The 20,673-nt window shown below is 59.9% G+C and carries 20 protein-coding genes and 1 pseudogene; 12 read left to right on the top strand and 9 right to left on the bottom strand.

All coding sequences use genetic code 11. From position 1 onward, the window contains the following. The first annotated feature begins 342 nt into the window (after positions 1-342). Both CFE428DRAFT_RS37075 and CFE428DRAFT_RS06860 read left to right on the top strand, forming a co-directional pair. Positions 343-624: a hypothetical protein gene (locus CFE428DRAFT_RS37075; RefSeq protein WP_131989887.1), complete on the top strand. Its 282-nt coding sequence runs from the start codon at positions 343-345 to the stop codon at positions 622-624. Positions 625-1,046: 422 nt separating this feature from the next. Next, positions 1,047-1,409, top strand: a complete 363-nt coding sequence (locus CFE428DRAFT_RS06860) for a hypothetical protein (RefSeq protein WP_006978755.1) — start codon at positions 1,047-1,049, stop codon at positions 1,407-1,409. 22 nt (positions 1,410-1,431) lie between these two features. Here the strand turns inward: CFE428DRAFT_RS06860 and CFE428DRAFT_RS06855 are convergent, their stop codons facing one another. Then, positions 1,432-3,528, bottom strand: a complete 2,097-nt coding sequence (locus CFE428DRAFT_RS06855; protein WP_083805016.1) for an FUSC family protein — start codon at positions 3,526-3,528, stop codon at positions 1,432-1,434. 302 nt (positions 3,529-3,830) lie between these two features. Between CFE428DRAFT_RS06855 and CFE428DRAFT_RS06850 the strand changes: the two genes are divergently transcribed. Together CFE428DRAFT_RS06850 and CFE428DRAFT_RS06845 are read left to right on the top strand one after the other, a co-directional pair. After that, a complete protein-coding gene (locus tag CFE428DRAFT_RS06850) occupies positions 3,831-4,193 on the top strand; it encodes a hypothetical protein (RefSeq protein WP_131989885.1) in 363 nt (120 codons plus the stop codon). Positions 4,194-4,376: 183 nt separating this feature from the next. Continuing rightward, a complete protein-coding gene (locus CFE428DRAFT_RS06845) occupies positions 4,377-4,604 on the top strand; it encodes a hypothetical protein (protein ID WP_006978751.1) in 228 nt (75 codons plus the stop codon). 302 nt (positions 4,605-4,906) lie between these two features. Here CFE428DRAFT_RS06845 and CFE428DRAFT_RS37070 read toward each other — a convergent pair whose 3' ends face one another. Beyond that, positions 4,907-5,119 (bottom strand): hypothetical protein, encoded by a 213-nt coding sequence (locus CFE428DRAFT_RS37070; RefSeq protein WP_006978749.1) that lies wholly within the window; start codon positions 5,117-5,119, stop codon positions 4,907-4,909. 206 nt (positions 5,120-5,325) lie between these two features. Here CFE428DRAFT_RS37070 and rpmH point away from each other — a divergent pair. From rpmH to CFE428DRAFT_RS06795, 8 genes and pseudogenes are all read left to right on the top strand, one after another. Next, positions 5,326-5,451, top strand: a pseudogene (gene rpmH / locus CFE428DRAFT_RS06830) (50S ribosomal protein L34); the annotation flags it as partial. A 166-nt stretch (positions 5,452-5,617) separates the two neighbouring features. Continuing rightward, entirely contained in the window at positions 5,618-5,980 is a 363-nt protein-coding gene (gene rnpA, locus CFE428DRAFT_RS06825; RefSeq protein WP_006978747.1) for a ribonuclease P protein component, read from the top strand. Next, on the top strand, positions 5,971-6,306 hold the full coding sequence (yidD, locus tag CFE428DRAFT_RS35460; protein WP_006978746.1) for a membrane protein insertion efficiency factor YidD: 336 nt from the start codon (positions 5,971-5,973) through the stop codon (positions 6,304-6,306). The genes rnpA and yidD overlap by 10 nt, the downstream gene beginning before the upstream one ends. Positions 6,307-6,404: 98 nt before the next feature. Next, the gene (locus CFE428DRAFT_RS33145) at positions 6,405-8,063 is read left to right on the top strand and encodes a YidC/Oxa1 family insertase periplasmic-domain containing protein (protein WP_006978745.1); all 1,659 of its coding nucleotides are present in this window, start codon (positions 6,405-6,407) and stop codon (positions 8,061-8,063) included. A gap of 15 nt (positions 8,064-8,078) precedes the next feature. Then, positions 8,079-8,543: a Jag family protein gene (locus tag CFE428DRAFT_RS06810; protein ID WP_006978744.1), complete on the top strand. Its 465-nt coding sequence runs from the start codon at positions 8,079-8,081 to the stop codon at positions 8,541-8,543. Between the two features lie 606 nt (positions 8,544-9,149). Beyond that, positions 9,150-9,431, top strand: coding sequence for a hypothetical protein (locus CFE428DRAFT_RS06805; protein WP_006978743.1), 282 nt, complete (start codon positions 9,150-9,152; stop codon positions 9,429-9,431). 134 nt (positions 9,432-9,565) lie between these two features. Next, positions 9,566-10,477 carry a UPF0236 family transposase-like protein gene (locus tag CFE428DRAFT_RS06800; protein ID WP_006978742.1) on the top strand — a complete coding sequence of 304 codons (912 nt, stop codon included), beginning with the start codon at positions 9,566-9,568 and terminating at the stop codon, positions 10,475-10,477. Between the two features lie 165 nt (positions 10,478-10,642). Then, positions 10,643-11,209 (top strand): hypothetical protein, encoded by a 567-nt coding sequence (locus CFE428DRAFT_RS06795; protein WP_006978740.1) that lies wholly within the window; start codon positions 10,643-10,645, stop codon positions 11,207-11,209. 266 nt (positions 11,210-11,475) lie between these two features. On the opposite strand, the gene CFE428DRAFT_RS06790 is transcribed toward CFE428DRAFT_RS06795, so the two are convergent. The 7 genes from CFE428DRAFT_RS06790 to CFE428DRAFT_RS06755 all read right to left on the bottom strand — a co-directional run bounded on the left by CFE428DRAFT_RS06790 (position 11,476) and on the right by CFE428DRAFT_RS06755 (position 20,507). Then, positions 11,476-11,880, bottom strand: coding sequence for a hypothetical protein (locus CFE428DRAFT_RS06790; protein WP_131990165.1), 405 nt, complete (start codon positions 11,878-11,880; stop codon positions 11,476-11,478). Between the two features lie 282 nt (positions 11,881-12,162). Then, the gene (locus tag CFE428DRAFT_RS33140; protein ID WP_006978738.1) at positions 12,163-16,101 is read right to left on the bottom strand and encodes a pectinesterase family protein; all 3,939 of its coding nucleotides are present in this window, start codon (positions 16,099-16,101) and stop codon (positions 12,163-12,165) included. A 115-nt stretch (positions 16,102-16,216) separates the two neighbouring features. Next, complete coding sequence (locus CFE428DRAFT_RS38225; protein WP_162145245.1) at positions 16,217-16,525, bottom strand: hypothetical protein; 309 nt, start codon at positions 16,523-16,525, stop codon at positions 16,217-16,219. A gap of 372 nt (positions 16,526-16,897) precedes the next feature. Then, positions 16,898-17,308: a hypothetical protein gene (locus CFE428DRAFT_RS06775; RefSeq protein WP_131990164.1), complete on the bottom strand. Its 411-nt coding sequence runs from the start codon at positions 17,306-17,308 to the stop codon at positions 16,898-16,900. 180 nt (positions 17,309-17,488) lie between these two features. After that, the gene (locus CFE428DRAFT_RS06770) at positions 17,489-18,586 is read right to left on the bottom strand and encodes a hypothetical protein (RefSeq protein ID WP_006978736.1); all 1,098 of its coding nucleotides are present in this window, start codon (positions 18,584-18,586) and stop codon (positions 17,489-17,491) included. Positions 18,587-18,910: 324 nt separating this feature from the next. Then, positions 18,911-19,624 carry a hypothetical protein gene (locus CFE428DRAFT_RS06760; RefSeq protein ID WP_006978734.1) on the bottom strand — a complete coding sequence of 238 codons (714 nt, stop codon included), beginning with the start codon at positions 19,622-19,624 and terminating at the stop codon, positions 18,911-18,913. A gap of 13 nt (positions 19,625-19,637) precedes the next feature. Further along, positions 19,638-20,507: a site-specific integrase gene (locus CFE428DRAFT_RS06755; RefSeq protein ID WP_162145244.1), complete on the bottom strand. Its 870-nt coding sequence runs from the start codon at positions 20,505-20,507 to the stop codon at positions 19,638-19,640. Positions 20,508-20,673: the final 166 nt, after the last annotated feature.

Here is a 20,673-nt window from a genome sequence, read left to right as displayed (position 1 = left end):
GATATCGAGAAGCTAAGTCTATCTGGGCGACATGCCCCCGCACTTCATCAAGCAATTCGGCTTGCGCCAAGAAGACTGCGGTGGAACGATTCCGCGCATGATGACGACGGGATGCTCCAAGTAGTTGTCCCTCCGCAGTCGCTGAGCTTGGGGTCGTAGGCGTCTCACCACATACTAATGGCTAAGTGGACTCGGGACACATTTCGGGACGCACACCTGCCACACAGGCTTGGCGTAATTCGCGCGTTTCGCAACCGCACTGGCACAGAGTCGCACGAGGTTCACTGCGGACTCAAGGACGGTGCCCTTATCTCCTGCCGTGTTCTTTGGGCTATCTTGGGCGTGAGCATCGACAGCCGCAGCGAGACGCAGCCCCATTCACCCACTGTTACGCCAGCCTTCGTCCCGTTCCGGCGTCTACCTTCAGGCGTCACTGTTCGTTCGTTTTCAGCAGCAGAGTTTGGTGCGCTTCCTTCAGCGCAGCAGATCACGCTAGCGCTTGTAGCCGCCAACAAGTGCGTTGCGCACATCGACGAGTATCCAGATCATGGAGTGGACGCGCGCGTTCTCGACGCTGCAATCGACACCACACTCGCAGAGATTCATGCACGCATTTCATTCTGATCGAACGGCGCCTAATCCAAGCGTTGCAGGCGAACACGCTCCGCAGTCACAGCCTGTGATTCGCCCCCCAACAAATTGGTGGCGCACTTCGCTTCCTGTTTCGCATAGTTTACCGTACTTCGTTCCAGCTTGGCTGGTCTTTGCCTACCTCGCTCTATCGTCGGCGCTGCGTTGGCCTGACCGGTATCTCGGTCTTTTTTTTGTGTTTGCTCTACTTATCGCTCAGACTCCACGACTCCTTTACGGTGTCACTCTTCGTCAGTGGTTCGTTGCCGCCTGCCTGCTTCCCGCTATCTCCGCCGTTTTCCTCGTCCAAGCGCTGAAACTGGCGACCCACACCAGATGATTCTTTGCGTTCAGTCATTTCAATCAACGTCGCTGAGCCTGGAGGCGTGAGCTCGCATCCTTCTTGAAGCAACACGATGGAAATCACGTTCCAAGATGGTCCTGAGGCCCGCGCCTGGCTCCAGCATAACCGCCACGCTTCAGCGCTCGCGCATCACCGGTTTGGTTCCACGGCGAACGCGTTGGCTTTCGTGGAGCAACTTTACGCCGCCGGCGCCAAACGTGTCTTTGTCCCGCAGGACTCAATCATCGACGACGAAGAGGAGATGGAGCTTGGCGGTCCTTATTCCGACTCCGTTGTCATCGAGCTGCCCAGCCCCACCGTCCCACCCGCCCTTGATCGGCTCTACCGCAGCGAAGCGACCGTGGAGGGCTGGAACCGAGGTTGCGATCCACTACCCGTGATTCGCGGGTGCTATCTCTTTCTATGGTGGGACTGATTTCGCACAATAACTTCACCGCCTATTCCGGCGAGTCCGGTTTCGTTTCCTCCGCCAGGGCAAGGGCATCGATTTCCGTGATGATCTTTCTTAGCTGACGGTAGATGAGGACGTGGTCGGTGGTGGGGCCGGTGGGGGTGGGAATGTCGAGGGGAGGGATCGGGGCGGGGCGCTGGCCGGTTTCCAAGGACTGGGCGAGGGACTCGAGGCGTTGGGCGATCTTTTCGGTGGGGGCTTCGAGGCTGGGGATCGGGGAGCCGGCGTTGGGGTTGAGGTGCTGGGCGAGGACGCCGATGGCTCTCGTGAGGCGTTGGTTGTAGGTGGTGAGGGTGGCGATGCGTTCGAGGTTTCGTTGCTCTCCGCGTTGCACGCGGGCGGGTTCGCTCACGAGGCGTTGTAGCGAAGCCGAGGCCTGGCTGTTGGCGCGTTCGGCGGCGCGTTTGGTGAGGACGGCGGAGCCGATGAAGCGTTCGCCGCGGCGGAAGTGGGCGGCGACGGCTTCGAGGTAAGCGCGATTGGTGCGCAGGGCGGTGGCGAGGATTTGCGGGGATTGTTCCTGCTCCCATTGCGGCCAGAAAAGCAGGGCGGCGACGAGGGCGAGGACGCCGCCGGCGAGGTTGGAGAGCGAGCGGGCGATGGGGAGGTCGAGATGCACGGAGCTCGAGGCTTCGCCCATCAGGACGATCATGATGGTGACGAAGAAGATGGCGAGCCAGTAGCGCCGGCGGACGAAGTAAGCGAAGCAGAAGGCCATGACCGAGGCGCCGAAGATGGCGCCGGCGACGGGGAGTTTCAGCCAGAGCAGAAGGCTGGCCAGGATGCTGCCGGTGAAGGTACCGAGGAGACGCTGGCCGAGCTTTTGGCGGGTGGCGCCGTAGTCGGGTTGCAGGACGACCAGCGAGGTGAAGCCGATCCAGTGGCCGCGCGGGATGTCGAAGCCTTTGTAGATGGCGACGGCGAACATGAGCACGACGGTCACGCGCAGGGTGTAGCGGACGAGGGTCCAATCGAGTTGCGCCGAGGGATTGAGCCACGCGCCGAGGGCGCGCATGGACATGCCGCCGAGTTCCGGCAGGCGCAGGGCAAAGCCGGCCTGCGGTTCGCCGTGATCGACGGTCTCCTGCAGGTTGGTCCGCACTTGAGGCAAAAGCGCGGTGAGTTGGGCGAGCATGTGCCGCACTTGCGCGAGTTCGGCATCGGCGGGAGAGAGGGCGGCGAGACGGGCGTCGAGGACCTGCAGCAGATCGGCGGCGCGCCGCAGGCGGACTTGCAGGGCGATGAATTGTCCGGGGCGATGGGTGATGATCGTGACCGCGGCAGAGCGCAGGGCATTAACCAGTGAACGCAGGGTGGAATCGACCGTGGGTGAGATGGCGGCGAAGCCGGGACGGGATTCGATGGCTTCCAGTGCGGAGTAGAGAGCGGTGGTGCGCGTGGCGACGCGGGCGGCGAGTTGCGCGGTGTCGTCGAAATGTTGGGCGAGCCCGGGTTGGTGCGCGGTGGCGGTGATGGCTTGCAACGTGCGATCGACCGTGGAGCGGAGGGCGCCTTCCTTTTCGCCGATATCCGAGACGATCGGCTGGCCATCGTCGTTCTCGCGGCGCATGGCGGTGATGAGATCGGAGGCGGCGACCCAGGTTTCGGCGACGGCGTAACGCAGGGGATGTTGGGGCCGCACGAACCAGCCGGATAATTGGATGACGATGCCGACGAGTCCGGCGAGACCGGTGGCGAGGAAGAGGGTGCCGGCGTGCGCCCAATCGCCGGGAGAAGTCAGTGCGAGAAAGTAGAGGAGGCCGGAGGTGAGGGCGAAATTGGGGCCGTAGTCGCCGCTCAAGTGGCGCCAGACGCCAGCCAGCAAACCGAACACGCCCATGAGCAGGGTGGCGGTGAGGACGTGATTGCCGCCGATCGTGCCCGTCAGGGCGGAAAGGGAGAGCACGAGGGTCAGGGTGAGCAGGATGCCCAAGCGGGCGCGATAATCGCCGCGGGCATCGAGCATGGCGACATTTTGCGCCGTGGGCGCGGCGACGAGGATCGCCGCCGGGTGGCCGGTGTACAGGCCAGGCGATCCAGGCGATGGCCATGGCCACGGAACTGCGCAAGGCCCGCGTGACATCCGTGGTGAGCACGGAGTGTTCGAACATCTTCCCCATCGGGAAGGAGACGCGCGGGATGCCCATGGAGCGGTGTTGTAACTGATTACGCGGCTGGGCGGGAAGGGGCTGTATGGGAGTATTGAAGGGCACCGCTCGGTCGGTGCCGAAAGCCGGTGTGAAACAGGGAAGCGGCGAAGTGCTTCCTTCCAGATCCGATGCGCAGGGGAATTTTGACGGAATTCTCCAGAGTAGATTGCAAGGCGACGCCGGAAAGTCGGGTCGGGTGTGCGTCCGTTTCACTTCCGCCGACGAACCAGAGCGTATGCACTATCATGTGTCGGGGAAGGGCCGCTTGCTGGAGATCACGGTCGACGACGGGGTCACCAAGCAGGATGTCCTGGCGAGTTGGCGGGCGATCGCGGCGCATCCGGCGTATGCCAAGGCGGTGGCGGGCTTGGTGATCTTCTCCAAGGACATGAAATGGGAACTTTCGGGGCACGAAATGAGCGAGTTAGGCCATGAGGTGAGCCGGTTGAAGCCGTTGCACTGGGCCTTTGTGGCACCCGAGCCGCTGTCGTATGGGATGAGCCGGATGTTTGCCACCCAGGCGGAGGGCGGGGGGACGTATCAGATCTTCGATAACGAGCCGACGGCGCGAAAATGGCTGCGGACGGTGTTGCCGTGAAGCGGGTGAGGCGAGGCTGATGACGGATGAGCGTCGCGCTGTAGCGAATTCGCATGGAGTTTTCCGAATGGCCACGCCGCGCAGGGGCCGCACCCGGATGCGCCGCAGATCCTGAGCATTCGCGTTTATCCGGCCTGGGATGCGCCGATCCTGGAGTATCTGCTGCGGCGTCGGGGATTGACGGTGGAGCAACACGATCGCGAGGCGGTGCCGCTCAGGGTGGACCGGCTCGCGCGGCAGAAGCTGGTGATCTACGATGGCAGCCTGACGCGCGCGAGGGCGCAGCCCGGCACCTTGAGTGCGGCCGAGGTGGCGGCGCGGGAGGCCTGGTTGAAGCTGGGTGGCACGCTGATCCTGGGCCGCGGTCGCCGGGACGTTTTTGCCAACGACTCGGATAGCGTACCGAAGTAATGCCTTCGGGCGAGCTCAGTTATTACGTCTTTAGTATTCGCAACAGTGTAACCGTCACTGTGCCCGAATCGGGCGTGAGAAAATAGCCGATTTCGAAATTTCCATATGCAGCGAGATATACCGAGCGTCCATCCCAGTCTTGGCCAGCTGCAGCGGCCAAGCCGCAAGGGTTCTCCGCGATTTGATCGAACGCAGCCAATAAGTTGCGGCAATCGCGATCACTGAGCGTGAAGAGTGCGGTCAGGACACCATCGGCCAGAAAATAGCGTCCATTTGGCATTCCGGATCTTGAATTCGCTCGTTTAGTCGAGATGCCTGCCCCCTGCCTTCAGCTTGGCAATGGCCTCGTCTCGTGAGACGACCGCGCCCGCCGCGGCGGCACGATTGGCTAATGTCCACTCCCTCATCGCTTGTGGATCGGAGAAAATATCCAGCGAATCCATATGGGCGCGCAGTTTGGCGCGATCTTCGGGAGAAAGCCTGGCGATTTCTTCCTGGAGTTCCTGGAGACTCATAGTTTGCAGTATGCGCTTGCTATTCGGTCGTGCAAGACGGAGTTCAAGGGACGCGCGGTAGCCGAATCGGGTTCAGTGAGCCCGGTTACAATGCCCACTGGCCGCAGGAATTCCGGTAAAGATTTTTCTCTGTCAGGTTGACACAAGGCGGACAGCCGCTAATCTTCGCCCCTCTTTTCCCGTAAACCCGATTTTCTACACGACCTATGAAACGCACTTATCAACCCTCGAAACGCACCCGTAAGCGTCAATTTGGCTTCCGCGCGCGCATGAAGACCAAGAATGGTCGTGCCATCCTTTCGCGCCGCCGGCAGCATGGCCGCAAGCGCTTGCTCCCGAAGGGCGTCGAAATACACTACGCCCGCCACACGCAGGCCTGAGCATTTTCGATTTTCGATTTTCGATTTTTGATTGGTGACGGCGGAGGGCGGCGGCTTCACTGAGGAGGTCGGCGCCAACCACCTTCTGAAATCCGGGATCTGAAAAGACGAAATCAAAATGACCGGCCTTCGCTTTCCCAAGTCCGCCCGGCTTTCGCGCGCCTCGGAGTTCCAGAGGATGCGGCGCGAGGGACAGTCGTTTCATGGGAAGTTTTTCGTCCTGAGCGTTCTCAAGAACCTGCCGTCGCCGGAGGTGCGCGTCGGTTTCATTACCTCCCGCCGGGTCGGTGGAGCGGTGGCGCGCAATCGTGTGCGCCGCCGGTTGCGGGAGATCGTGCGGGCGACACGTCCGGAGATCATGGCCGGGACGTGGCTCACTCTCGTGGCCCGGCAGGCCGCTGCCGGCGCCACATTTCAAAATCTGGCTGCGGAGTGGCGCATGCTGGCCCAGCGGAGTACCATCCTCGGCGCATGTTCCTGATCCGGATCCTCTTTCGCGCTTACAAGCTTTGCCTCTCGCCGGTGATTCACTGGATGGGCGGGCCGGGTGCGGGGTGCCGGTATTTGCCGAGTTGCTCGGCGTATTTTCTCGAGGCGTGCGAAGTGCACGGTGTCTTGCGCGGGAGCTGGCTCGGCGTGAAGCGGCTCGGGCGCTGTCATCCGTGGGGTGGAGAAGGTTTGGACCCGGTGCCGCCCGCGCGGGTCATCCGGAGCACGCAGTTCGCACATCTAGTTTTCTATGGATCGCAAAAGAATCATCGGAATCGTCATCCCCGCCATCGTCCTCCTGGTCTGGTGGCAGTATAACACCAGGGAGATGAACAAGCTGGCGGCCACACGTGCCGCCCAACAGGCTGAGCAGGCCAAGGCCGCGGAGGCCGAGGCGAAAAAGACGGCGGCCACCAATGCCCCCCGCTGGAACGCCGGCCGGAACGCCTGCGGGCACACCGGGCGAGACGAAACCGGCGGCACCGGCGGCACCCGCCGCGCCCGCTGTGCCGGAAAAGACCGAGACGCTCGATACCGATTCGGTCGCTTACACTTTCACCACGCGCGGCGCGGGGATTGCCAAGGCGCTGCTCAAGAAGCACGAGGCCGAGCATGGCACGCGCATGACGCTGAACGAATTCGGCGACATGCCGATCGGTTCGGTGACGGATCTGCCAGGTCAGATTTCCAACGTTGCCTTTCACTACGCGACCGATCTTCCCGCGGGGGTGATCACGTTCGAGGGCAGCGACGAGCGTGGGCTGCATCTCACCAAGAAGTTCAACGTCCCGAAGTCCACGAACCTGAACAAGGACTACATCGTGACGATGCGCCTGGTCTTCGACAATCGCAGCAAACAGCCGATCACCGTGCCGGCGTATTATGTCAATACCGGCTCGGCGGCACCGGTGCACCAGAAGGATCGGATCGACTATACCGGCTTCAAATGGCCGGGCGCGAAGTTTGTCGATGTCACGTGGTTTTCGGGCGGCATGTTCAAGAAGGAACACGGCACTTACACCGCCACCCACGAAGGCATCCCATGGGCGGCGGTCGCGGACCAATATTTCACCACCATCGTCACGCCCCAGGTGGATTCGGAAAACAAGGATACTCCCTCCAAGGAGCGCGGAAATTCCGTTTGGGCGACACGCTTCCAAATCAGCGATGACGTCTGGAAGGCCACCAGCCACGACGCCGATGGAAGTTCGAGTGCCCGATATGGGATTGAGGGCGCGCTTGGGATGCCCGGGTTCACTCTCGCGCCGGGACAGATGCAGGTGCAGATTTTCCACATCTACACCGGCCCCCGGGAATACGGCCGGCTGAAAACGATGCCGGACGGCCAGGTGGAGGTGCTCGCGTTCTCCGATTTCGGCGGCATCTTCAGCTTCCTCGGGCCGTTCGTCGGTTTCTTCAGCAAGGTGCTGCTCTACTCGCTGAACTCGCTGCATGCCTGGGTCGGCAGCTACGCGATCGCCATCATCATCATCACGCTCCTCATCAAGGCCATCCTCTGGCCCATGCAAAACAAGGCGACCAAGGCCGCCAAGCGCATGCAGGCGCTCTCGCCGAAAATGACCGAGGTCCGCGAAAAGTTTCAGGACGATCCGCAGAAGATGAATGCGGAGGTGATGAAGCTCTACAAGGAGTATGGGGTGAATCCGCTGGCCGGTTGCTGGCCCGCCTTCATCCAGATGCCGATCTTCTTCGGCTTCTACAACATGCTCGGCAAGGCGGTGGAATTGCGGAACGCGAAATTCCTCTGGGTGCAGGATCTTTCCCAGCCGGACACGGTCTTCCACCTCCCGGGGCTGGACTTCCCGGTGAACATCCTGCCGATCTTCATGGCGGCCACCATGGTCTGGCAAATGAAGGCCTCGCCGAAGACCGGCGACCCGCAGCAGCAGAAGATCATGATGATCATGCCGCTGATCTTTGTTTTGTTCTGTTATAACTATGCGTCCGCGTTGGCGCTTTACTTGACAGTGAATAATTTGGTTTCTGTTGTGCAACTTTACGCGACACGCAACCAGGCACTGCCTACGTTGCAGAAGCTGCCAAAGAAAAAATAGCCCCCCGCTTTCCATATGAGCCTGAACCCACGCGAGACACTCGATACGATGCTGGGACTCCTCGGCTTCGTATGTGAGATCAAGGAATTCGAGCACGAGCACGGGCTGACCCTGCAGGTCTATACCGCAGAGAAGGACCGGCTCATCGGCCGCAACGGCGCGTTGCTCGAGGACATCCAGACACTGCTGAATCGTCTCCTGCAGGCCAAGGACAAGGGCGCGCTCAAGGTGCAGGTGGATATCGAGCACTGGCGCGAGATGAAGGATGACAACCTCGCGCATCGCGTGCGGCAGCTCGCCGAGATCGTGCGGCAGACGGGCCGGCCGTATCATCTCGAGCCGATGAACGCCTACGAGCGCCGCATCGTGCACAACGCCTTCAAGGACGACCCGGAGATCGCCACCTGGAGCCCGCCGGATGACGCGCGGCTGAAGCGCATCACGTTGCGCAAGCGCCAGCCTGGGCCGCCGCAGCAGTAGGCGCTGTAACGGCGGACTATGACCTGATCTTGACCCACATCTCAGTCGGCGTCGATCGGGTTGAGTTGGCGGAGCAGCAGACTGTCCCGGAGGGACAACGGAATTTAGCCGGTGTGCAAGCCTGTGAGCTTCCAGCGAACAGGCGCAGCCACCGGATATCCGTCCCTCCACGGACCCGCCCTGAAGGGGCGGAGGAATCTCCTGCGAGCGAAGGACTCCTGCGCCGCCTCCGGGGCGCATCCATGTGGGGGGCGTGTTCCGGCTAAGCATTACCCACATCTCAAAAAGACTGCGGATGGGGCCCGCGAATCACGCAGATAACGCGAATGAGGAGGATTTTATTCGCGTGATTTGCGTGATTCGCAGGCACTTCTTCTCTCCGCGGGACCTCCAAAAAAGATGTGGGTAATGGTTAGGTGTTCCGGGGGTGTCGCTCGCAAGCTCGCTGTACCCCCGGCTAAATCCCTCTGTCCCTCCGGGACAGCCTGCCTCTGAACCCGATTGACAACCCCGATATAAGGGGTGTGATTGAAAGTGGTGCCAGCTGGTTGGGCATCCTGACAATGATGTGTACTTTTGCGTGCAGGTGCTTAAATGTGATCGTCCATGCAAACAACTCATGGCCAGTCGTCCGATCCCCAGCGGGAGAAACAATTGTTGGAGAAACTGCGCAGTCACCCTGAATTGCTGGAGCGATTTGAAGCGATTCTGGACCTGACGGAATCCCCGAGCGGCACGGCGGACCAGATTGAGGAGTGGTTGGTCGCCGAAGTGCGGCGCTTGGGGAACAAGGCGATGCAGGCTTGGGCGCAGAGCGCCGAAGAGCAAGCGGCGGAGGATCTTCGGCAAAAGACGCCAAGGGCGAGAGTGCGAAAAAAAAGACCCTGAGTTGGTGGTGCAGCTTTGGAGCGGTCTGCCTGCAGGAGCGGATTTGGCAGGCTCCAGGGCAGAGCTATCTGCGACCCTTTTTGGGCCGGACGGCCATCACGGCCCGTGGCAAGTCCCGACGTTTACAGCGGGTCTTGAGCGATTTTGGCGCGGAGCATTCCTTTCGGCAATGCGGCCAGCGCCTCAAGGAACATTACGGGTTCGAATTGAATGCGACGGCCGTGCGCGACGCGACCTTGCAACAGGCGGCGCGTGCGGTGACCCAGTTGGAAGCTCACTATCGCGAGAACTTCCGTGTGCTGCCCAAGACGGGGCCGGAGTATATCGTAGCGCAGGCTGATGGGACCATGATCTGCACGGTGCCTGAGGGACGCAAACGCACCCAAGCACGTCCGCGTGAATGGAAGGAAATGCGCCTGAGCGCAGCGCGGGCCCATGGTCGTGTCGACACGACGTATGCGGCGGGATTCCTGACGGTGGAGGAAACCGGACGGCGCTGGGGACATTGTGCGCGTGACGCCGGCTGGTCGCTGAATGCCCGGCTGCATGTGGTGGCCGATGGTGCGGACTGGATCCGTCGGCAATGCCAGGAGGCGTTTGGTGATCAAGCCGAGCTGCTCATCGACTTCTTTCACGTCAGTGAATATCTGGCCGCGGCCGCCGAATCCTGCCGCCCCCAGGCCCCGCGGAGGTGGCTGCATACCCAGCAGCAGCGGTTGCGCCGGGGTGCGGCGGACAAGGTGCTCGCGTCTTTGGCCGCCGACCTCGAGCCGGCCACCGTCCCAGACGAGGAAGCTCCGGTGCGGAGCGCTCATGGCTATCTCTCCAGGCGCCGGCCATACCTCGATTACCCGAAAGCGCTGGCTCGCGAACTACCGATCGGCTCAGGCTTGATCGAGTCCGGACACAAACACGTCCTGCAAGCTCGCCTCAAAAAGCCGGGCAGCGCTTGGTTGTCCCACAACGCGCATGCTCTCGCCCAACTGCGCATCATCCGCGCCAACCAACTATGGGAATCCTTCTGGCAGGACCGCAAAGCTGCCTGATCACCGGCACCACTTTCAATCACACCCAGTGGACCTTGGCCGCAAACTCAAAAGTTGACTCTCTCAATAAAATTCTCAACCCTGCGGTCGATATGGTGTTCTCATGATTTGAGAAGGCTGGATGACACCTTTCACGAGTGGACAGTCGAAGAGACACCACTACTTGTGAAGCAACTCGAAACCCTCCAAAAGGACATGAACAATCGCAAACTAGCATTCGCTCTGCTCACCTGCTGCACTTTAGCGGCTGCCTACGGACAAGATTCTACAACCGCGAAGCCCAACCTCCTAACAAATCCGTCCTTTGCCGACGGACAAAACGGCTGGGAGTTCCACAGCGCCCATGATCGCGGTCAGGCAACGATCGATGCCATCGAAAAACATGGCGAAAAAGCCGCCATCCGCATTAATAACGCATCCGGCGATGACAGCATCTTAAGACAGGCCATCCAAGTGAAACCAAAGACGCACTATCGACTCACAGGCTATATCAAAACCAAAGATATCGTAGGCAAGGATGGCGCGTCTCTCTGCCTTGAGGGCGGATTTGAGCATTCACCGTTCATTACCGGAACGAGAAGTTGGACAAAAGTTACCTTGGAATTCGACAGCGGAGCCGCCGATACTGTCAAAGTAGGGCCTCGTCTAGGCTATTATTCGGGTCCGGCAATGGGGACAGCGTGGTTCTCTGACCTCTCTTTGGTGGAAGCCGGTCCCTCGAGAAAGCGGTAATAGTTCACTATTTTTCCACCTGTTGCAATTGGTGCGGCGTACCGCCGGGTGTGCGATGGAGAGGGGAACCACGGTTCCCCTCAAACCCCTTCTCTCGGGGGACATGGCTCCGCACCTACGTGGGCCACTCCGCGCGCCGCTTGGCGGCTGTCGCCGAAAGGACTCCATCCAGCGACGGGAGTGGATTTCCCGAGGCCAAGCCAGAACCCGTGCCAATTGCAAATGCTGTTCCGCGAACAATCGCACCGCACCACGACCCCGGCGCGTTATGGATATGCATACCTTTGTCGGCCCTTCACATCGAAAAAAACGATTTCACTGTGATCACATTCCCACCCAAAAAGAATCGTCTGATGAGAGGTGCGAAAAAGACCCTCAAGATGTTCCCTCAGGCGTTCATCCTCTTCCGCGGTTGTTCCGCCCGCGGTTCCGATGGCACCGTGAAGCTGAGCGAAAGTTTTAATCGCAGAAGCATCGTTCGCCGCTTTAGTCCATTGTGTCTGAGTCGCTTCAATCTTCTTGAGGAGCTTCATCTCAGCTACGGTTTCTGCCCAAAGCTGCGGCATCGGATTATATTGCTCCGCGGTTGACTGCCGCGCTGCACAGCCACTCAAAGATAGCGATATCGCCGCTAGCAACGCATTTGCAATGTACGACAGACGACTTCTCACGTCGTTTGGATAGCACGAAGAACACAGATTTCGGAAGGCGATTTTCCTCTTTCCCGTCGTCTGGAGTTTCTACCGAGGGAAACGAGAGGGAACCCACGGTTTCCCTCAAACCGTTCCTCGGCTTCTTTCCTCCGCGAAAGGAAGAGCCGTCTGCTCCGCGCGGGGTGGCAATTGATGTTGAAACGGAAAGAAGCGGAGAGATCACGAATCCCTACTGTCGAGGAAACGGACAGGCGTTCGAGTTGCACCTCCCGGTGATAAACGCGACGCGCCGGGACTCGGCTAAGGTTGTGTGACCACCAGTCGAATCCACCGCTGTGCAGAGCCGGCCACGGGTGTTGTGTCTCGCAGGGTCAGCGTCCGCACACCGCCGACAGTGATATCGCTGACGATCTGAACGTAATTCGTTCCGCTATTCCACGTCTGCAAATCGGATGAGACCTCGCCGGAAATACTGATACCGTTGGCCGTGGGGTCGAGCGTGGCGGTCATCACCAAGTAAGTTTGACCGTCTGAAAGATTGACCGTCGGCGCCACGACCGGCAACGATACCGCCGCGCCGGCCGCCAGCGGATCTCCCCCAAGCGCGTATTCGAGCAGGTTCGAAATACCATTGCCATTCGGGTCCGCGTTAGGGCCGGCGATGCTCGAGTCCCCGGCATTGGCTCCGAATTTCGCGCTCTGCCAAGTGGCTAATGTCCATTGCACCGCCAACGTAAAGGTCTGGGTCGCTGCCGGCGAAATGCCGTTGCTCGCAGTGATGGTGATGGCGATGGGACTTCCTACGGTGCTGGACGGTACGCCGGTGAGGACGCCCGTATTGCGGTCGAGACTGGCCCAAGACGGCAGTCCCGTGGCCGAAAACGTCGCAGCGGGTGTGCCGCTCGCCTGCACCGTGAAGCTGCCCGGTCGCGTCGCCGTGAAGACCGCGCCGTTGGCGCTGGTGATCTGCGGAGGAACGTTCACCGTGAGCGTCGCGGCGGCGGATGTCACCGTGCCTGCGGGATTGGTCACCGCTACAGTATAGTTGGCCGCATCCGAGGAACCCGCGCTTGGGATCGCGTAGGACACTCCGGTGGCGCCGCCGATGGCGACGTTGTTTTTGTACCATTGATAGGTCATCGCCAGCGGGGACGTCGCCGCCACGCTGAAAGTCACGCCTTGCCCCGCCAGAACAGTTTGCGAGCCCGGCGGCGTGCCGATCACGGGCAACGGGGCCCAGCCGATCGCGTTTCTCGCATCGCTGTAATAGGCGGCGCTCGGCGAATCGATCTGCTGGTTCGCCAACACCGTGCTCGTTCCCACCCCGGTGGCAATGTTGTTGAAAGTGGGTCGCCCGCTCACATTAAGGAGCGTCGCACCGGTGAGATCGGTGCTTTGATATTCCCACCACTTGATGCTGGGCGCAGTCGTGGCGTTGTTGAGTTGCCAAGCCGACGAAATGATGTGCGGGCCCATTTGGCAATTCATCCACACGACCTGGCTCGCGGGAGAGGCCGTCGGGTCTACGCGAGCCAGATAGGTTCCATTCGCCGCCACGGTTGCATCCGAGGTTAGTTTGCAGTTGGCGAAAAAGTAGCCGGGGAATGTGGAGGGCGAATTTCGCGCCTGCACATAAATCCCGCCGCTGGCCAGCCCGACCATCTTCAGCTCGCAGTTGGCGAAAAACGTCAACCCGCTGCCCCAGATGAAGTCCACGTTGCCTTCGATGTAGCAATTGGTGAAGAAGGCCTGTCCCCCATTACTCATCACCGTGTCCTGGTAGCTTAAAATATTTACCGCGCAGACTGTCATGCCCCGGGCGTTGTTTCCGACCCAGAAGGCTTCGGCCTGCGAGCCACCGTTGGGCGTACTATTGCGAATCGTCAGGTTCTGAATCGTGAAATCATTCGGGTCAGCGCCGAAGACGCTGCGCTGGCCGATGCTCGTCGGGTTGCTGATCAGCGTGTTGTTGTTTGTCAGGTACTGGATGACCGTCCCCGCCTGGCTCTGGCCTTGCATTGTCACCAGATTCTGCCCGGTGCGCAGCCGGACGATTTCATTGTAGGTGCCATTCGCGATGTTGATCGTCCGTGGAATGGTGTTGGCCGGCGAAAAGGGGACGAAGTCCACGGCACCCTGTACCGTATCGAAATCGCCGCTGCCATCCGCCGCCACGGCAATGCTGGCTGCATTGGCCGCAGGCCCCGCGGATTTTGTGGTGAACGTCCAGGTGGCGTTGTCGCTGATGCCACCAAAGGTCGCCCCGTTGGAATCGAGCAGCACACCCGGCTCGATATTGACGTAATATGTTTTGCCATAGGCGAGCACCGTGCTGCTGTGCAACGCGATCGTGGCGGTATTCCCACTCGTCGTGACCGGCATGTAATTGAAATTCACTCCGCCAATGGTTTTGGGCATGTAACGATATGCCGTGCCGAATTGATTGACCGTAGTTGCCGTTGACATATCGATGGTGTCCACGGGCGTAGCTGGATTCGAGGCATCGTAAATGACGATGCGCCCCGCATTGCCCGCGCTCACCGGTTGATTGAAGGTCAGCTTCAGGAGCACATCGCGGTTTTTGCCAATCCCGCCATTCGCTGGGGCGAGAGACGAGAGGCTCATTGTGGATGAAAGAACCCCGACATAAACGGCGCTGGACGTTACGGCACCCGCGGCATTCGTAATGACACAGGAGTAATAGCCGGCATTGGCACCGGCGGCGTTGCTGATCGAGTAGCTCGAGGAAATGGCTCCGGCGATGTTCACTCCATTGAGCTGCCATTGATAAGTCGGCGCGGGTGTCCCGCTGGCGTTAACGGACAGGGTGTAAGTTCCATTGGAGGCCACCGTCGCGGCCACCGGCTGCGTGGAAATATCCGGCGCTTGCTGTACGGTGAGCACCGCTGCATTGCTTGTCGCGCTCCCGGCGCTGTTGGTCACGGTCGCCCGATAGCTGCCGGCATCGCTCAATGCTGCGCTGGCGATTGAATACGTTGCATTCGTCGCGCCGCCGATGTCATTGAAGGTGTTTCCGCTGTCCGTGCTCTTGCCCCATTGGTAACTGAGTGGTGTAGTGCCATTTGCCGCCACAGTGAAGCTGGCCGCGGCCCCCACGAGCACCGTGGCGCCCGACGGCTGGGTCGAAATCGACGGCGCAACCACACTCGAGGTGATGGTGACGGTATCGCTGGTGCTCGTGGTCGAGCCAGCACCATTGGTGATCACGACGTTATATAAGCCGGCATCCGCATTGGTTACATTGCTCAAGGTCAGCGATGCCGTGGTGGCGGTCGCGTTACCCGTAATCGGCGTGAACGTCGTCCCACCGTCGGTGCTTTTCTGCCACTGGTAGCCGGTCGCGCTCGACGCCACCACGGAGACGGTCAAGTTGCTACCACTACTCACGGAGGATGCGACGGGCGGCTGGGTGGTGATGATCGGTGGCGGCGTGAGTCCGGCGATGTTCTTCAAAGTCAGCGTCACGCTGCTCGCGGTGCTGTTGAAGAACATGAAAGCGAATTCGTTGAATGTGGTGGCGCCTTGGGGCATCGATGCATTTGCGCTGTAGATGGTTCTGTTGAACGTCGTTCCTCCACTGGCCGCGTCCGCATACCACACGCCCGCGGCCGAGGTGCTGGTCCCAGCCCCAATGCTGGCCGAACCGCCGACATTTTCAACCAGGCGAAAGGTCACATTGGTGCTGCTGCCATCGGTAAACTGGCCCACCGCCCCGGAACCCGGTCCGACCGCCGCGCCCAGCTGCGTCCCGCTGGCGTAGCCGAGTAGATTCGCCGTGGTGCTGGTTCCTCCGAAAACTTCCGCCGCAATGCCGGTCGATTGTTGATAAGAATCGGTCCACAACCCGACGTCGTCCGTGAATGCGCCGGCGTTTCCCGGGGCGGTCGCGCCATAATTGAACAGGCCATAAGCTACGAATCGCCTGTTGATGACCGGCGATCCCGTAGCGCCGAAGCCGCCGCTCGCCATCAGCGTGAAAGTAAGGGTCTGCGTTTGGCTCGCCGCCAGCGTGACGGGCGCAAAATTCGTGGTGACCAGTGTATAAGTCGTATTTGCCGGAATGGTGAAAGTATAGGTCCCAGCGGAGTTATCGTAAGTCGCCGCACTGGCGCTGACCCGTGTTCCGCTGGTGTTGTAGGACGACCAGACGAGCTGCGCGCGCGCCGGCATAAGGATGCCGAGCAGCAGAATGAGAGGCAGAAGCAATCGTATTCTCATAGAGGGAGGAATGCGCCCCACTTTGCCGCCTGGTGGCGCGAACAGAAAGCGAGCACCTATGCAGTAACCTGCAATTAGGATTGAATTTAATGCACCGGCGAAATGAGCTTCGCCATTACCTTCCCGGCTGCCATTGATCGGAGCTGCCAAGGATTCGTGACACCGACATCGCGCCCGCATCTGCTGGGGAGAGCTGTTTTGAGATCGGGTGGCGTTTGCTCACGTCCAGCACCCGGCCGGCGAGATCCGTGCTGCTGAATTCCTCGAAGCGCAAGGCATCGCTTCCAGCCCCGGTCAATGGCCACGCCGCCGGAGCAACATGGACACCCATCGCGCAGCGAATGAAGCACACGTGGCTCGCAGGAAAACGCGCAGTTTCGATACGAGCCAGCCAACATTTTGAGAAAAAGGCATCGGTCGGCACAGTCCGCGCAGCCTCCTCGACGGAGGACTGTTCACATGCTTATGCACAACAGGCTTGCTCTGGAGAGCGACTCGCGCGACATAGTGCGTGCGCTGCCGCCGACTCGGCGGCCCGCTTTTGTGCCCGTAGCTCAACTGGATAGAGCAGCGGTCTTCTAATTTTTTCAGGCCATTTTCCGCCCGAATCGCTCCGAATCCTCCACAGTCCGCCAGAGCCGATGGGCGCTTGATTCGCGGGCGATTGATTGTCTTTCCGAGTCCTCCCGAAAACTCCCAAAATTTTCAATCGGGTTACTTTTTCGGGTTACGAATCGAGCTGCGGTTTCCGCTCCGCACGTGTGCTGATGCGCAGCGGCCATCACGCAGAACAGGTTCACTTTGTTCGCTTGGATTGTTTCGGCACGTAGCATACCAGGGCGCAGATCATTGCCATAGGGTGAGTGACCCATAACGTGTAATAGTGAAAGCGGCTGTAGGTGAAAGCGGCCTTCGACACTTCCGTCAGCTTTCCGTGATCGGCCACATAATATCGTCCCGCTTCCGTCTTTCCATTTACTGCGTCGCCCCGAAGCACCGAAGCCCCAATCAGGAACGCAACGAAGTTGACGATCGCAACGATGAAAACGATCGAACAAAATCTGTTCACCTTTGAGCCGGACGGTGCGGGTATCGCAAGCGGCGCAGGCTGGGTAGTGGCAGGTTGCGCGATTGGAGGGTGCAACAACGCTTCAATGTCGTGGACCGCCTTGGAGAGCTTGGCCGCGGCTTCGGAATCGTCGTTCATAGGCATGCCACAGTCGTGCCGGAGCGTCTTCGTTGCAAGGTGCGGTTCCTCAATCCATCCCTGATGGATGTCGCGTTGCAGTTGCGCACGAGAGGAGGGCTACGCGCCCTCCTCAAACCTCTGCGTGTTTGGGGGGAACATGCTCCGCGCTACGCTTGGCGGCTGTCGCCGTAGGGAGCTCTATCGCCGAGCGTCCCAGAATGCCTGCATCTCTTCGATAATGCAGAAATCAATCGGTTCGAGCTCGAAGCCGAACGCTTCGTCACGATGGCGGTCTTCGATGTCCCGCCACCAATCGGGAAAAATCATCACGTCCCCTGACCAATCGCGGGCCGTTTTCGTGAACTCCGTATCGGTCAGGAGGTGAGCCGAATTGATGAGGTCAGACATGACACCAGTCAGGCGAAACGCCCATCGTGCGCCCCACGCCTCCCGCGCTTGATGCATCTCGGTTATGCCATGCAGCGCCGCTATGGACCGCGCTCTGGTGCGCCACTCACAGGCTCCCGGCGTCGCCCAACAGAAATCATTCGGGCGCATCTGCGAACCGTGCCAGCCCATGTAACGCACGAGCTTTTTCCCTTTGTCCTCTGGTCGCCGCGCAAGAACGTTCTTCTCGACATACTTTGCGACATAGCGAGAAATAGCTTCACCGGTTTTGCAAATCGGCGACAGTTCCGCACGGCCAAACCCGTAGCCCGGAAGCCGCTCACGGAACAGCGCCCACAGCCGCTGCAATGCCTGTGACGCGCTCTTTTTGTAACCATGTTTTGCATTGAACGCAGTGAAATCAAATCCAGTGCGGATGTCTTCCCGGCATTCGACGATCAGATGAAAATGAATCGCGCCGGATTTATGCCGTTCCGTGACAATGACGGCCCGAGGGAAGGTTTCGCGCAGGAAACCGGTGGTCAGGCTATTGATTCGCCGCGATGCCTCCGCGGGATCGAACACCTGGACGAAATGGGCATTGCCCTCGTGACGGCAAACGCAGCCTGCTTCCGCACAGCTTTTCCAATCGCCCACGGTCAGCGTCAGAAAGCCGATCCGTTCAAGCCCCGCCTCCTCGAACATTCGCGCTACGTTATTTTCCAACGCATAGGCCGTTTTCCTTTGTGATCCGTTGAGGGTGAAAGCCTCGCTGATTTTCCCGGAATCTTCCGCCTCGTTTGAGTTGTGACTCGTAGACAAGGAAGGGCGCAAAGCGCCCGACTCGTCCCAGGCCCCGTCTTGCTCCAACCGCGCCGGCACTCCCACTGGATAGACCTCTTCCGCCATACGAATGACCTCCGCTAAAGCAAAGGGACGGCGTAGCGGCGCTTACGCGCCGCAAACGCCGTCTCCTTCGAGTTCCAGTTGTGCGGTTGTGTCTCGCAGGAAGCGAAGAAGCTCCTGCACGGGATAGAGCGGGCGACGAGTTGCGCGAGACGGCCGCAGCAAGCCGCGCTTCGTCAGCTTGTCAATTTGCGATGGACTGATGCCGAGCGATTGCGCGGCTTCATACCGAGTGAGCGCTAATCTCCCGGAGGAGTCAGCGAAGATATTGGGTGCTTTCATGGCCGCAGACCCTGCCGGGTTTGCGACCGCTTAAAACCGACAGCCCTACCTCTTCCGGTGTCTGAATTTCCGTTTCTTTACTGAGCCATTGGGACGCCCGCGGTTACGCAATTTGAAGCCGATGCGCTGGCACAATTTCTCGAATCGCTTGAAGTTCCCTGCGAGGTTCGGCCCCATCGCTTTGCAAAAGGCTTCGTGGACAGCGCGAACGCTTTCGAATCTCCCGTAGACGCGCCATCCGACCATTAACGCGAGAAGGATGCGTGTATTTGTCCGTTCGGACGCCGATGGGCTTTGCTTCATTCCTTGCGAAAATGCAGAAAAAAACTCACTACACTCCGCGTAGTCAGCGTCGATCGCATAAGCACAAGCGCGTTTCATAGCATCAGCCAATTGCTCAGCGTAATCGCCCAAAATATCGCCGTAAGTAGCCGGGAATCCACCCGCAGGTTGCAGCAGGATCGACATACCCATAGTGATCTTTTCAGAATTGCTAGTCGGCTCTACGAGCGCATTGAAGGCCGCTATTTGATGGCCAAGGATTCCCCCAAGCATACGCGGGGTGGCCTTCAGCTCGCTCCCTAATTCGGCGATGGGGAGAAAGGCGCTCATAACCTCACGACTGGCGCGTGCAACCCATTCTGGCCACTCGCCTTCGAGCCATTGAGGTTCTGGAAGGTTCTCGGGGAGCACACCAAGTTCCTCGAAGCACCGTTGATACCACGGCACTTGCTCTTGATTATCTGGGACATTTTCCATCACCCGTTTTCAATTAGGCCAAAGACAGCACATCGAAGGTCATTCGCTTGGCCATCGCCGTGCTGTGCTCGTTGCGGAGATGGCCGTACGTTTGCGCAACTAGCACACCGCCGTCTTTGTGCCCAAGCCAGCCGGCAATCACCTTGAAATCACAACCGGCCTCGATGGCGTTCGAGCAAAAGAAATGGCGCATCGCGTGATGGCCGAAGTGTGGCAGGCCCACTTTCTTGCACGCCGTGCCGATGGCTGTCTTCGCGGAGTCCAACGGAAACAGCCGGTGTGAATCCGTCCGCTTTGGCTGACTCTCTGCGAGACGCTCAAGCAACCGACGAAGCGGCGGGAAAAGCGGAATCGTTCGCACTTCGTGATTTTTCGTCCCCTGCTCGCCACCAGTGACCAGCAGCAATTCCGAATCAAAATTGACATCGCGCCAGCGCACTTGCGTCGCCTCGGTCAACCGCAAACCCGAGTAACCGAGGAACTCCACGAAATCCGCTGCGATCTTCACGCGAGGCTCTGCGCGCAGCGTCTCCACCAACTTCCGAAATTGCTCCTTCGTGGGAATCACCAACTCCGCTTTACCGACCTTGCGCTTTTTGATGTCGAGCGCCGGATTGTCCAAGATGATGCGGAGATTGCCCCGCGCATACTCGAAAAGCCGCCGCAACACTTCCCGCTCGTAGTTGAAGCTTCGCGCACTGACCGCCCCGCCGCGCTTGATCTTCCATTTCTCGATTTGCGGCTGGCCGATGGAGCGGACCGGGAGACCAGCAAAGAACGGCTTCACGGTCTCGACGATCCCCGAAAGGCGACGGTGCGAACTGGGCCGCAGGTCGGGCTTAATGAACGCCAGCCAGCGCTTGGCGAGTTGATTGAACGTCATGGTGCGCGCGTCCCCTGTCAGGCCATGCGCTTTTGTCCGGAATTCGGCCAGTCGTCGCCGCGCCAGGGCGGAGTCGTCAGTTTTGAGCGAACGTCTGATTTGCTTGCCCCGGACCTTAAGAAGCGCGAAATACGTGCCGTGCTTGTTCCTGTAAAGACACTCCGCA

Source organism: Chthoniobacter flavus Ellin428, from assembly GCF_000173075.1.
In the GTDB taxonomy this organism is placed as follows: Bacteria; Verrucomicrobiota; Verrucomicrobiia; order Chthoniobacterales; family Chthoniobacteraceae; genus Chthoniobacter; species Chthoniobacter flavus.
The sequence above is the reverse complement of the archived record's forward strand: the minus strand, read 5'-3'. Positions and strand labels throughout refer to the sequence as shown.